Raw genomic sequence first — 13185 nt, 5'->3', positions numbered from 1 at the left:
CATGAGCATCGAATGGCACACGTTGCACCGCGAACCGAGTCTGCCGGGTTTGTATGTCCGGGCCGCAACCCGACGCAAAATCACCGGCACCCGTTTGCCCGACAGCGGTCTGCGCTGCGGGGTCGATATCGACGGCAAACGTCTGGCGGCCTATCGCAAGGTCTGCGGCTTTGCCGATGACGGTCTGCTGCCGCCGACTTATCCACACGTCCTGGCGTTTGCGTTGCAGATGCAGTTGCTCACGGCCAAAGACTTTCCCTTCCCGCTGCTGGGGCTGATTCACCTGAGCAATCGCATCCGCATTCTGCGGCCGATGGGTGGGATCAGTCGCGCGCAAGTCAGCGTTCGGGTACACAACCTGCAACCGCATCCGAAAGGTGCGACCTTCGATCTGCTCACCACCCTCGACGATCAGCTTGGCCCGCTGTGGGAAGCCGAAAGCCAAATGCTCTGTCGAGGCGTGAAGCTTGAGGGTGAAGCGCTCGAACAGGCGTGGGAACCATCGCTGCCACTGATGCAGGTCGCGCAGTGGAAAGCCCCGGCGGACATCGGCCGGCAGTACGCCAAAGTCTCCGGCGACTACAACCCGATCCACCTGAGCGCCGCCAGTGCCAGGCTGTTCGGTTTCCCCACCGCCATTGCCCATGGTCTGTGGAACAAGGCCCGCACGCTGGCCGCGCTGGCGGATCACCTGCCCAGGGCCAACCTGGAAATCGCCGTGCATTTTCGTAAACCGGTGCGCCTGCCGAGCGAGGTATCGCTGTTCGCCAGCGCGGCGGGTTCCAGCGGTGAGTTGCGTCTGATCGGTGCCGGGGACCTGGAGCACATGGTCGGCCACTGGCAACCGATTGCCTGAATCAATAGGCTGCGCCAATCGTTACCGCGCCCCTCGCGGAGTTCGATCACAACAGCGAAACATGATCAATTGTGTGTATATAACTTAAGTTTCTGCCGCCGCTATCCAACCCCCGACCAAACATCAAGCCTTGATTCTCAAGGCTTTTTTTTGCGCGTTTATATCCTCGGCATTAGTCGTTAAGCAGCAAATCACACGCTTATATAAAGGCGTTAATACCAACTTGAGAATGGTGTGGATCCAACCTTGCGACTGATATGAGCACAACGGACGAAGGCATTGCCGGCAACAGAACCGGCTAGCCGTCGAAGACAACGAACGTTGAGACAGGTGCAAGGAATACCCATCATGAAAACTCAAGTTTGGTGCAAATCAGCAACAGCGCTGGCATTGATCCTCTCCCTCGGCCTGGCCGGTTGCAGCAGTGGCGGTGGCGGTCACCACAGCAGTTCCGGCAGCTCTTCGCCGGACAGTTCCACCGCAGGCACTGGCGGGACATCCGGCAGCGGCGGTACAACCGGGACTGGCGGCACAACCGGAACCGACGGCACCACAGTAACCGGTGGGACGGGGGGCTCGGATCCGAGCAATCCGACAAACCCGACGAATCCGACCAATCCAACCAATCCAACCAATCCAACCGACCCGACCAACCCTACTAACCCGATTACGCCTCAGCCGCTGGTTACCACAACCCTGGTGCAGGATGTCGGCAGCACCGTTGCCGGCGTCGGCAATGGCGTCGGTCAGGTCGGCGACTCACTCAGTGGTGTACCCGTGGTCGGTGGCGTGGTGCAAAGCGCGGCCAGAACCGCCGGCAATGTGGTATCCACACTGGGCGATGGCATCGGCAACGGGATTGGCAAACTGGCAACCACCGATAACGGCCTGGGCGTCACCGCGTCGGCCGTCGGTGGCGTGGTGCAGGATGTCGGCAACGGCGTGTCTGACCTGAGCGGCAAACTGGCGACCGCCACCGGCAGCGTGCCTGTGGTCGGCGGCGTTGTCACCAAAGTGGCGCCGCTGCTCAACGGGGTGGGTGAAAAAGTCACCATGCTCGGCGACACCCTTAGCACCGCCACTACCACTGGCCCACTCGGCTCGGTGACCAAAGAGGTCGGCAGCAAACTGGTGCCGGTGATCGCCATGGTCGAAAGCACCACGGACAAACTCGGCGGCACCACCGGTCTGGGTGATCCACTGAACGGCGTGCTGCAGAAAGTCGGCAGCACTGTCGACGGTGTGGGCGACAAAGTCACCGGTGCAGGCAACGGCAATGCCCTGACCAACACCGTCGGCGGCGCCCTGAGCAATGTCGGTACGGCGCTCGGCAAGACCGGCGGGCTGGCGGACAACGGCACCGGTTCCGGAACAGGCGTCGGCGGTGGCCTTGGCAACAATGGTCTGCTGCAAACCGTCGGCGGCGCGGTGGTCAACGTCGGTGCCGGGCTGGGTGGTGGCAACGGCTCCCTCGGCTCACCGGGCAATGTCCTGGCATCGGCCGGCAATACCGTGGCCTCGCTCAATACAGCAATCGGTGGTTCGGGTTCACCGATCACCACGCCCACCACTCCCCTGGCAACACTGGGCAACAACGTAGGCACCGGCCTTGCACCGGTCACCTCCGCCGTCACCAACCTGACTCAGAATGTCGGCGGTGCTACCGGTCTCGGCGCCCCGATTGCCGGCCTCACCGGTCAGGCAGGTGGTGCGGTCAGTAACCTTGGCGGTGCCATCGCCGGTACCAACAGCAACCCGGTCGTGACCGCTGTCGGCAACACCGTCGCCACCGTGGGCAACACCGTCACCGCCGTCGGCGGGCTGGTCAACGGCAGCACCGCCGCTGGCACTGGTGGCGGTCTGGGCGGAGTTCTCGGCGGCCTGACCGGCGCCTTGGGCGGCAACAAACGCTGAATTGCACCTGGCCGATTCGACGGCCTAACCTACAGCGCCTACGCTTGGTTGAGGGCGGAAGATTCCCACGAGTCTTCCGCTTTTTTCTTAGGAAAAAACCCGCCAAGTGCTGCGGTTTGAACATGGAGTGTCCTATGCGCGTTATGGCATCCCTGCTGTTCCTCAGTCTCAGTTCCGCTGCCCTCGCCGACACCCTTCCCAGCTTTCTCAACAGCAACGAAACCATCCGCAACCTGCCGGTGCCGAATCTGCCCGCCGACGCCTACCGTCCGAGCGCCGCGCCGCTGCAAGTTCCGGAACCCGGTGCCGCGGCTGCCGAGCCGTTGATGATGGGCACGAAGATCAACCTGAAAACCGTGCAGATCGAAGGCGGTACGATCTACCCGCTCAACGAACTGGCGGAGATCTACAAACCCCTGATCGGCCACGAAACCAGCCTCGCCGACCTGATTGAAGCAACACGCAACATCACCCGCCGCTACCAGAGCGACGGCTACCTGCTGTCCTACGCCTTCCTGCCGCAGCAGACTTTCGACGACGGTGCCGCGCGAGTGGTGCTGGTGGAAGGTTATGTGCGGGATGTTCAGGTCCAGGGCGATATCGGCCGGGTCAAGGGACTGATCGACAGACTGACGGCAAAGATCCAGGCGGAACGCCCGCTGACCCGCAAGACCTTCGAGCGCTACACCACGCTGATGACCCGCATCCCCGGCGTCACGATCCAGGCCCAGGTGCCACCGCCCGGCACCACCGACGGCGCAACGACCCTGATCGCCCAGGCCAGCCGAAAACCGTTCACCAGCACCCTGAGTACCACCGAAGACAACCGCAACGGCACCCAGGCCTTGCTCGGCGTCAGCAGCAACTCACAGACCTCGATGGGCGAACAGCTGAGCCTCAGCGGCCTGTTTCCACCGGGCGATGACCACGAGCATTACTATCGTCTGGACTACAGCCAGTTCCTCGATGACGAAGGCACGCAACTGAGTCTGTCCGCCTCGCGTTACCGCGCCGACCCCGGCACCAACGTGCTGCTGAACAACGGTCTGGAACTCAAGCCGCACCGCGAAAACGACCGTTACTCCATCGGTTTCAGCATGCCGCTGATTGCCGCCTCCAATGAATTGCTGACGGCCGGCTCGCGCCTGTACGCGGTCAACGACAAGACCCGCTACAACGTCATCGGCTATCCACTCAGCGCCGAAGAACGCACCGACATCCGCGCCCTCGCCTTCGAAAGCGACTGGCGCAAGGCCGACGCCCGGCAACTGCGGATTCTCAGCGGCGGGGTTTATCAAGGCTTCGACAGCATGGGCGCACACACCAACAACAGCGCCATCGACCTGCATTTCTTCCGTCTGCGACTGTCGGGGGTGCAGAGCGACAAGTTCTTCGACAACTGGCAAGGCGTGATTTCCGCCGCGTTGTACTGGAGCGACGACACCCTGCCCGACAGCGAGCGCGCGGTGTTCGGCGGGCAGAATTTCGGTCGTGGCTACCCCGACGACCAGGCGTCCGGCGACAAGGGCTGGGGGGTGGCTTACGAGATCAACTACAGCTTCAACCGCGACGGCAACTGGGTGCGCATCCTGCAACCCTACGTGGTGCTCGATCGCTCGCGCAGCTGGTTCAACCAGTTGCCGGTACAGGCCAACAGTCTGTCTTCGGCCGCGGTGGGCCTGAGGTTCGGCGACGCCAAGTACTACAACATCGCCCTGGAAGCAGCCAAACCCATGTCGGATGAAGCGCTGGACACCTACAATCGCCGACCGCGCTACAGCATCAGTTTCAGCTATCAGCTGTAACCCGGCCGGCTTCGGACTCAGAAGGCGTAGCGCACTTTCGCCGTGAAGCCGTCAGCATTGAAACCGCTGGCGGTCACGTAGTTGTAGGAACCGCCGACGCTCCACGCGCCCATCCGATAGTTGGCACCCAGGCCCAGCTCATAGCTGTCGCGTACCGGTGTCGTGCCACGGCTGGTGAAAGAATCGCCACCCAGCACGAACGAGGAAGTGGTCCCGGTCTTGTCGCCAATGACGTCGTGCCAGGCCATCAACTTCGCTTCTGGCTCAAGGCTGCCGGTGCCCACTTCAAACGCTGCGGCCAGACGCGCGCCAACACCCATTTCGCCGACTTCGTAACGTTGGCTGCCGACATTCAGCGAGGCCGAACTGCCCTTCTCGCGGTAGCTGTCCATGCTCACATTGGCGTAACGCGCACCCACCTGCGGTTCAAGCACCACATCCGGCATCAGATGCACGGTGTAACCGGCCAGCGCACTGACACCGAACACATTGCTGTCGTAGTCGCCCTTGGCCCGAGTACCGGCGATATAGCGTTTGGATTCGTTGTCGTTCCAGCCGTACATTAGCGACGAATCCACAAACCAGTTGTCATGGGTCCAGTTGCCGTACAGGGTCAGTGCGTGCCCGGTGACCTGGGTCTTGTTGCCACGATCGGATTTGACGTCGGTGTCCAGATAGCTGTACGCCAGGCCTATCGCAGTATCGGCATTCAGCTGGCCATCGGCGCCCACGGCGATACCGTGGCTGTCGGCATCGTAGCCACTGACACCACGACGCTCATCCTGGTTGGCGTCGCTGCTCAAGGCTTGCAGCCAGACGCCTTTGTCCGTTGGCACGCCGGCGGTACGCGCACGGCTGGAGCGCTCGTTGAGCACACCCGAAACCAGCGTCTGACTGTTGGTGGCGGCATGAATCACCCCACGGCTGACATCGGGGCTGAGGGTCTCGGACAGCGGTGCCAGTTGTGCATCGGTGCCGGCATTGGCGAATGCCTGGAACACCGGGTCCTGCTCATCGAGCCGGGACAACAGACCCGACACGCGACCCACCGCTGTTGCGGCATTGCGACTGCCGCCAGCCACGAGGGTGTTTTGCGCCAACGTCTCTTCGGACTTGTTGGTCACCACCGACGTGATGTCGTTGCCTGCTACTCCAAAACTCTTCACATCCAGCAACGCGGAGGTAGACGTCACGGTGAGGTTGTTGCCGCCGATGAGATTGCCCGAGCTGATCAGGGTGTATTTCGTACCGCCCGGCGTCACACGGAAGTCACTGGAGCGAGCCAGCAGGCGCAATGTCGCGCCCGGTGCGATATCGGTGGTACCGGTGACTTTCAGCACCGGCAACGCCGGGTTGGTGTCGTTGCCCAGGTACATCTCCAGCACCGACTCGGACTCTTCCATGTCGAAGTCGCCGATGATCGTGGTGTGCGGTTTCACCAGGGTCAGCGTGCCGTCCTCGATGGTCACGTAGCCGGACTTGATGGTCGAACCGTCGAAGGTTGCGTCGCCGTCGATGATCACGCCGGACAGACCGATGAGATCACCTTTGACCGTGCCGCCGAAGAAGTCGAAATAGCTTTTACCGTCATCAACCTGGATCGCCGTCGTTCCACCCTCGATCGAACCGGTCAGTTGATAAATGACAAACGGAAGCGCATTGAGTGCCTGGCCACTGACATGCACGCCAATGGACTCGCCGTAAATCGATCCAGAGTTGAACAGGTTGAAGCCACCGGTTCCGGCCGAGGTATTGAAGTTCACGCCTTCGAACGTGACAGCTTCGGCATTTGCCCCAGTGGCGCGAATGGTGCCCGTATTGTTTACGATGCCCTTGAGCGTGGCACCGTCGAGGAACAGCCCCAAAGCATCCGGACCGGCAGCATTGATTGTGCCGTCGTTGGTGATTCCACTCAGTTGGGTATGAACCAGCATGACGCCAGCAGCGGTCGCACCACTGACATCGATAACGCCATCGTTGAGCAGCGAGCCAGTGAATGTGCTTCCGATATCGGAAATACCGGTGGAACTGCCGGACCCGGCCAGACCGTGGACGGCGATAGAACCCTTGTTGATCACGTTGAAGGCGACAGTGGTCGGCGTTGCGCCGGAAGCCCCAAGGTTGATGCCCATGCCATGGTTGGCCCCATCAATCCGGATAGTGCCGTTATTACGCAACTGGTCGGCCGCCAGTCCCGTGAACTGTGCACCATAGGTCAAGGTCGATGGCGATCCGGGCACGATGGTCCCGTTGCCGTTCAAATCGATAAGCCCGTAGTTCTGCAGGTTGCTGTTCAACGCTCCGCCGCTCAGGTCGTAGTTCAGACTGGCGCCGGCAGCGGCAACAAAGGAGGCGTGCAGCGAGGCTGCAGCAATGGAAAGCGCCAGCAATGAGCGGCGCAGGCAAGCAGTATTCAATCGAGATTCCCTTCCAAAACATGAAAAACAGTTTCAGCAGGGTTATCAAGTTCACTCAGGCATCCCTACCGAACCCACCAGGTCGTCCGGTCTGGGCGCGCGGAATGTACACGAGCCATCATTTCGACACCATCAAAAAGTCAAAGAGATGGCGTCAATTTTCAAAGCGACGCATTCGAAATCGAGGCTGCCTGGGCACTCAGGAGACATTGACCTTGGGCTTGGGAAACAGATTGTCCAGGGTCTCCAGTAGCCGCACGTGATAGATCGGCTTGCGGAACAGGTCCAGCACCTGCAACCGCAGCATGTCGCTCACGTCCTCCATGTCCGCATGCCCCGACGTCACGATCACCGGCAGATGCTGGCGTGAGGTGTGTTCGCGCAGACGCTTGATCAGCGACATGCCGCTTTCCTCCGGCATGCGCAGATCGGTGATCACCAGGGCGATATCGGGATGGCGAGTCAGGTGATGCAGGGCGAGCTTCACCGAGGTCGCGGTATGACAGACGAAGCCCTCGCCCTCCAGCAACTCCGCCAGCTCCAGCAATGCGTCCTCTTCGTCGTCAACCAGAAGCAACTGTTGGCGGGGCAGTGAGGAAGCAGTCATGGGGCAATCCCTGAGAAACTGAAGGTGGGTCCGAGTGTAGTGTGAGATTCACCAACCATCGAGTCAGGGCAGCTGCGTCGGCGCAGTCTGTGACGGACCGCCCAGGGCCACGAGGATGTTGTTGAAGATCGCGAACACCTTGCCACCAACCGGCGTCACGAACACCACGACCACCACCGCGACCATTGCCACCACAATCGCGTATTCGATAGCCGACGCGGCTTCGGTACTCGTCAGAAGCAACCGAGCACGCATCATCAGGTATTCAAAGAGCATGGGAGTTCTCCTTACATGCCAGGGGCTGCCGGGCACCGGAAAGACAATGGGCGGGCAATGCCTGCGCGCTTTTTTCTCGGCAGCCGGCAGGCATGGATGGAGAGAAGGACTCGGTCAGGGGATGGTGGGTTTGGCCGGGACCGTACCATTCAGCGACGTCATTATCGTAGTGAAGATGTTGTAGACCTTGGTGCCCATCGGGGACACGAACACCACGACCACCACCGCCACCATGGCTACCACAATCGCGTACTCGATAGCCGATGCTCCTTCATCGCTCTTGAGGAACAGCCGCACCCTGGCTGCCAGATAGTCGAGACTCATACGAAACATACGTCTACTCCTTCGCGCCTTTGGCGCTGATGTCACGCGACAGCGGCAAGGTTCCACCGTGCCATTTGAGCATTGTCAACAAACTCCCTCCCAACAACTGTAAGAACGAACTAATCACAAAGGATTAGTCGCTTCGTCATTTCCGGCATTTCGACTGCTAATTGGCCAACCCCCATACTTTCGTAGGTTATTTACCCGCCAGTAATGGCGTTTTGGCTTGTTTCAGCTAGCGTGGAAATAGCGAAATAGTTGGATGTTCATAGCTGCCTGATTGCGATGTTCCCTTGGTAGGAAGTGCGGGCTGGTAGTGCAGCAGGATAGGGAGAGCCGTCATGAACAGTCGTGTCACCATGGGCCTTGCAGCGGTGCTTTTACTGGGGGCCATTGTTGTCGGGTATTGGGGCCTGGTGCTCAGCCGGCAACCTGCTCCGGTTGCCGAGGCACCCGTGCCGGCGGTGGTCACCGTCGAAAAAACCGTCGCCGCCGCCGAAGACCAGACCCGCCAGCCAGTGGTGGTACTGGTGCATGACGTCCCGCCGTTCACCCCCCTCACCGCCGCCGACCTGGCTGTTGAAAAACTGCGCAGTGCGCCTGCCGGCAGCCTCGGCACCATCGAACAGGCTGTGGGCCGCACGCCGTGGCGCCACCTGAGTGCAGGAACCTGGCTCAACGATGAAAGCTTCGAGGCTGGCGGGACACTGGCGCGCATGATTCACCGCGATGAGCGCGCGCTGGCGGTGTCGGTCGATGAAGTCATCGGCGCGGCCGGGCAATTGGTTCCCGGGGATTACGTCGATGTGCTGCTGTTCCTGCGCCAGGACGCCAGCAACCTGCAGCAGTCTGCGCAGATTGTGGTGCCGGCCATGCGCGTGCTCGGTGTCGGCGAGCAATACGGCCTGACCAATGACGGTCAACCGTCCGCCCCCGCGTTGAGCGCCGACGACAAGATCAAACAGGATCAGCGCCGGATCGCCGCGCGCACCGTGGTGCTGGCGGTGCCCGAACAACTGCTGAGTCGAATGATGCTCGCCACCCAGGTCGGGACATTGCGCCTGGCCGTGCGCAGCAGCGAAGAACAGCGCCTGGCCAAGTATTGGGCCGGCGAAAGCCAGGCACCGGACAAACTGGTTGCCGCCAACAGCCAACTCTTCCAGTTCACTCAGCTGGCGCTGGGGACTGCGCCGAAAGCGCCGCCGAGCGCCGACCACGCGGGTGCGATACGGCCTGCGGTGGAAGTGATTCGCGGCAATCAGATCAACCAACAAACCCCATGACTGAGCAAGGATCCAAGTGCATGCAGAGTCGTTCCTGGCCGACCTTCAATCCCGTGCTCCGGGCCTTGCTGTTGATGGGACTGTCGATTAACGCGGCTCATGCGGCCAGCAGTAACTGCTCGGCCCTCGGGCGCCTGCCGCCGGTGATCGAAATCAACGAAGGCTGGCAACAGGACATGCAATCACCGGTGGCGATCACGCGCCTGGCCATTGGCGATCCGAAAATCGCCGACGTGCATGCCAACGGCAGTTCCTCGTTCCTGCTCACCGGCATGGCGCCGGGCGCCACCAGCCTGATGGTCTGGACGGGCTGTTCCGGTGAACCGCGTCAGAGCATGGTGTTCGTCAAGGGCGCCGCCACCTCGGCCCTGACCAGCACCGGTGCCTTGCCTTCGGATGATGCGCTGTTGCCCTCGCAAGTGCAGACCGACATTCGTTTTGTCGAAGTCAGCCGCACCAAACTCAAACAGGCCTCGGCCAAGCTGATCGGCACCCGCGGCAATTTCCTGTTCGGCTCCCCAGGGACACTGCCGCCCATCGATGGCGTCCCGCAGCCGCGACTGCCGGTGGATAACTCGCTGTTCAACTTCTCGTGGATCGGCGGCAATACCATGGCGATCATCAATGCCCTTGAGGGCAGCGGCTTCGCCTACACCCTGGCGCGGCCAAGCCTGGTAGCGCTGAACGGGCAGAGCGCGAGCTTCCTCGCAGGCGGGCAGATTCCGATTCCAGTGCCCAGTTCCGGCAGTGACAGCGTGTCGATCGAATACAAGGAATTCGGCATCCGCCTGACGCTGACGCCCACGATCATCAGCCACGACCGCATCGCCCTGAAAGTCGCGCCGGAAGTCAGCGAACTGGACTTCAGCAATTCCGTGCAGATCGCCGGCACCACGGTGCCGGCCCTGACCATCCGCCGCACCGACACCAGTATTTCCCTGGCTGATGGCGAGAGCTTTGTCATCAGCGGTTTGATCAGCACCACCAACAGTTCCCAGGTCGACAAGTTTCCGGGGCTGGGCGATATCCCGGTGCTCGGAGCATTTTTCAAAAGCTCGCAGATCAAGCGCGAAGAGCGTGAACTGCTGATGATCGTCACCCCGCATCTGGTGCGGCCGTTGTCGGCAGACGCGCAACTGCCGTCGTTGCCGGGCGAAAAACTGCGCAACTACGACCCGAATTTCTACCGCATGTTCTTCCTGGAAAACGGCAACTTCGACAAGCGCAGCGGGTTGTCCCAATGAGCCAGAACCTGAGTCAGACCTTTCTCGCCATCACCCGCAACAGCACCGATCTGGAGTGGCTGCAAAGCGCCCTCGCGCCCTTGGGCCAAGTGGTCAGCGCCGGTGCCGGCAGCCTCGATGAATTGCTCGCACTGGTGGATGTCACCTTCGCCAGCCTGGTATTTGTCGGTCTCGATCGCGAACACGTGGTGGCCCAAAGCGCGCTGATCGAAGGCGCGCTGGAGGCCAAGCCGATGCTGGCAATCGTTGCCCTCGGCGACGGCATGGACAACCAGTTGGTGCTAAACGCCATGCGCGCCGGAGCGCGAGACTTTGTCGCCTATGGTTCGCGCTCCAGCGAAGTGGCCGGGCTGGTGCGTCGTTTGAGCAAACGCATGCCGCCGGTGACCCACAACACGCAGTTGGGTGGCCTGACCGTTTTGTACGGCGTGCAGAGCAGTTCCGACGGCGCGTTACTGGCCAACCATATGGCGCTGGTGGTGCAGAAAAGCGGACAACAGACGCTGTTGCTGGATCTCGGCCTGCCCCGAGGCGACAGCCTTGCACTGCTGGGGCTGGAGAGTTCGTTCCACTTCGGTGATGCCTTGCGCCACCTGCGCAGGCTCGACGCCACGCTGATCGACAGCGCCTTCACCAGCGCCGAAGCCGGGCTGCGGATTCTGGCGTACGCCGACAATGACGAGCCACTGGAAAGCACCAGTGCCGCCGAGCTGTACATGTTGCTCAGCGCCTTGCGCCAGCACTTCCAGCACATCGTCGTGAACCTCACCGGCCAGCCCGACAGCGAAGCGTTGCGTACCTTTGTCAGCCACTGCGACAAGTTGCTGTGGTACACCGACCAGAATGTGCTTGATTGCCGGCGCAACCTGGCGGTGTTCAATCTGTGGCGGGAAAAAGGCATGAAACTCGATCACGGACGACTGCTGGTCGACCGCTATCTGAGCAACGTCGCGCCGGATGCAGACACCCTCGGCAAGACCTTCAATCTGGAAGTGATCGCCGTGCTGGCCTTGAGTCCGGAGCTGCGCATGAACGCCAAGAACCAGGGCGTCAGCCTGTTTGAACTGGCCCCCCGGGAAAAACTGACCCAGAGCCTGCGGGCGCTTGGCGAACGTCTGGCCAAACGTTCCGAAGGCCTGGCCAAACCCAAGGTCACCTGGTTCGACCGGTTGCGAGGCACCTCATGAGTCCGGAAAAACTCTTCGGTGCCCCCGCGCGAGGCCAGTCGGGCAACACCGACCACGAAGGCCTGAAGCTGGTCCTGCATCGCTACATCATCGATGCCATCGAGGAGTCCGGGAAAAACCTGCTGGAAGGTTCGCGGCAGTTGCTGGCGCAGTTCGTCACCGACAAGGTCGCCGAATACATCGCCCGTTTGCACCTGGCGATTTCACGCTACGAGATGGAGCGGCTGGCGGAAGAAATCGTCGATGAACTGACCGGATTCGGCCCGCTGGAAGTCTTGTTGCGAGACCCCGCCGTAACCGAAATTCTGGTCAACGGCCCGCACCGGGTATTCGTCGAGCGCGACGGCGTACTGCATCAGAGTGATCTGCGTTTCATCGATGCGCACCACGTCGAACGGGTCATGCAGCGCATTCTGGCGCCGCTCGGGCGACGGCTGGACGAGTCTTCGCCGATGGTCGATGCGCGCCTGCCCGACGGCAGCCGGGTCAACGCGATCATTCCGCCGATCGCCCTTGATGGCCCGTGTCTGTCGATTCGAAAATTCCGCAAGGACATGCTCAAGAGCAGCGACCTGATCGCCATGCAGACCATCGATCTGGCGATTTTCGAGTGTTTCCAGGACGCGGTGGGCAAGCGCTGCAACATCCTGATCAGCGGCGGCACCGGCACCGGCAAGACCACGTTGCTGAACATCCTCAGCCAATTGATCAACCCCCACGAACGGTTGGTGACCATCGAAGACGTCGCCGAATTGCAGCTCGGCCACCCGCACGTGGTGCGTCTGGAAACCCGGCCGCCGAACGCCGAGGGCCATGGCGAGGTCAAGGCCAGCGACCTGATCCGCAACGCCCTGCGGATGCGCCCGGACCGGATCATTCTCGGCGAGATCCGTGGTGTCGAAGTGCTCGACGTGCTCACCGCAATGAACACCGGCCACGACGGCTCGATGAGCACGGTGCACGCCAACAACGCCCAGGATGCGTTGCTGCGCCTGGAAACCCTGGTCGGCCTGACCGGGCGTACCGTGGCCGAGCGCACCCTGCGCCAGATGATCTGCGCGGCGCTCGACGTGATCATCCAGCTGACCCGCATGCCCGATGGCCGCCGCTGCGTCAGCGAAGTGGTGGAGGTGGTCGGCGTGCGCGAAGACGTCTACGTCACCAACACGCTGTTCCGACTTGATCGACGCACCGGTTTCGGCTTCCTGCGCGAAGCGGTCAACCCGGCCGGCGACAAGTTGCGGCACGAGTCGAGTCTGGGCTGAGCGCATG

The 13185-nt window shown here is 61.6% G+C and carries 11 protein-coding genes; 7 read left to right on the top strand and 4 right to left on the bottom strand.

Going from position 1 to position 13185, the window contains the following annotated elements:
- Position 1: 1 nt before the first annotated feature.
- From AC07VV_RS18470 to AC07VV_RS18460, 3 genes are all read left to right on the top strand, one after another.
- Complete coding sequence (locus tag AC07VV_RS18470) at positions 2-856, top strand: MaoC family dehydratase (protein ID WP_495037041.1); 855 nt, start codon at positions 2-4, stop codon at positions 854-856.
- Between the two features lie 348 nt (positions 857-1204).
- Positions 1205-2770, top strand: coding sequence for a collagen-like triple helix repeat-containing protein (locus AC07VV_RS18465; protein WP_495037040.1), 1566 nt, complete (start codon positions 1205-1207; stop codon positions 2768-2770).
- A gap of 134 nt (positions 2771-2904) precedes the next feature.
- Positions 2905-4575, top strand: coding sequence for a ShlB/FhaC/HecB family hemolysin secretion/activation protein (locus AC07VV_RS18460; RefSeq protein ID WP_495037039.1), 1671 nt, complete (start codon positions 2905-2907; stop codon positions 4573-4575).
- Positions 4576-4592: 17 nt separating this feature from the next.
- Here AC07VV_RS18460 and AC07VV_RS18455 read toward each other — a convergent pair whose 3' ends face one another.
- The 4 genes from AC07VV_RS18455 to AC07VV_RS18440 all read right to left on the bottom strand — a co-directional run bounded on the left by AC07VV_RS18455 (position 4593) and on the right by AC07VV_RS18440 (position 8199).
- Positions 4593-6992, bottom strand: a complete 2400-nt coding sequence (locus tag AC07VV_RS18455; RefSeq protein ID WP_495037038.1) for an autotransporter family protein — start codon at positions 6990-6992, stop codon at positions 4593-4595.
- Between the two features lie 199 nt (positions 6993-7191).
- Entirely contained in the window at positions 7192-7599 is a 408-nt protein-coding gene (locus tag AC07VV_RS18450) for a response regulator (RefSeq protein ID WP_096819712.1), read from the bottom strand.
- A gap of 63 nt (positions 7600-7662) precedes the next feature.
- Positions 7663-7875: a Flp family type IVb pilin gene (locus tag AC07VV_RS18445; protein WP_495037037.1), complete on the bottom strand. Its 213-nt coding sequence runs from the start codon at positions 7873-7875 to the stop codon at positions 7663-7665.
- Between the two features lie 114 nt (positions 7876-7989).
- A complete protein-coding gene (locus tag AC07VV_RS18440) occupies positions 7990-8199 on the bottom strand; it encodes a Flp family type IVb pilin (protein WP_244142475.1) in 210 nt (69 codons plus the stop codon).
- Between the two features lie 341 nt (positions 8200-8540).
- On the opposite strand from AC07VV_RS18440, the gene cpaB reads away from it, so the two are divergent.
- Genes cpaB through AC07VV_RS18420 form a run of 4 tightly spaced genes read left to right on the top strand, consistent with a single transcriptional unit; the run spans position 8541 to position 13178 of the window.
- Entirely contained in the window at positions 8541-9482 is a 942-nt protein-coding gene (gene cpaB / locus AC07VV_RS18435) for a Flp pilus assembly protein CpaB (protein ID WP_495037036.1), read from the top strand.
- Positions 9483-9502: 20 nt separating this feature from the next.
- Positions 9503-10726 carry a type II and III secretion system protein family protein gene (locus AC07VV_RS18430; protein ID WP_096819716.1) on the top strand — a complete coding sequence of 408 codons (1224 nt, stop codon included), beginning with the start codon at positions 9503-9505 and terminating at the stop codon, positions 10724-10726.
- On the top strand, positions 10723-11913 hold the full coding sequence (locus AC07VV_RS18425; protein WP_495037035.1) for a CpaE/TadZ family protein: 1191 nt from the start codon (positions 10723-10725) through the stop codon (positions 11911-11913). Before AC07VV_RS18430 ends, AC07VV_RS18425 begins: the two co-directional genes overlap by 4 nt.
- Positions 11910-13178 (top strand): TadA family conjugal transfer-associated ATPase, encoded by a 1269-nt coding sequence (locus tag AC07VV_RS18420; protein ID WP_457382388.1) that lies wholly within the window; start codon positions 11910-11912, stop codon positions 13176-13178. The genes AC07VV_RS18425 and AC07VV_RS18420 overlap by 4 nt, the downstream gene beginning before the upstream one ends.
- Positions 13179-13185 lie beyond the last annotated feature (7 nt).

It is taken from the genome of Pseudomonas sp. GW821-FHT02C04 (assembly GCF_059421845.1).
Note: the sequence above shows the minus strand (reverse complement) of the source record. Positions and strands in the feature narration are given on the sequence as shown.

Bases quoted from the DNA above. Each gene is read 5' to 3' on its own strand.
- AC07VV_RS18470 (WP_495037041.1), top strand. From the start codon at position 2: ATGAGCATCGAATGGCACACGTTGCACCGCGAACCGAGTCTGCCGGGT.
- AC07VV_RS18465 (WP_495037040.1), top strand. From the start codon at position 1,205: ATGAAAACTCAAGTTTGGTGCAAATCAGCAACAGCGCTGGCATTGATC.
- AC07VV_RS18460 (WP_495037039.1), top strand. From the start codon at position 2,905: ATGCGCGTTATGGCATCCCTGCTGTTCCTCAGTCTCAGTTCCGCTGCC.
- AC07VV_RS18450 (WP_096819712.1), bottom strand. From the start codon at position 7,599: ATGACTGCTTCCTCACTGCCCCGCCAACAGTTGCTTCTGGTTGACGAC.
- AC07VV_RS18445 (WP_495037037.1), bottom strand. From the start codon at position 7,875: ATGCTCTTTGAATACCTGATGATGCGTGCTCGGTTGCTTCTGACGAGT.
- AC07VV_RS18440 (WP_244142475.1), bottom strand. From the start codon at position 8,199: ATGAGTCTCGACTATCTGGCAGCCAGGGTGCGGCTGTTCCTCAAGAGC.
- cpaB (WP_495037036.1), top strand. From the start codon at position 8,541: ATGAACAGTCGTGTCACCATGGGCCTTGCAGCGGTGCTTTTACTGGGG.
- AC07VV_RS18430 (WP_096819716.1), top strand. From the start codon at position 9,503: ATGCAGAGTCGTTCCTGGCCGACCTTCAATCCCGTGCTCCGGGCCTTG.
- AC07VV_RS18425 (WP_495037035.1), top strand. From the start codon at position 10,723: ATGAGCCAGAACCTGAGTCAGACCTTTCTCGCCATCACCCGCAACAGC.
- AC07VV_RS18420 (WP_457382388.1), top strand. From the start codon at position 11,910: ATGAGTCCGGAAAAACTCTTCGGTGCCCCCGCGCGAGGCCAGTCGGGC.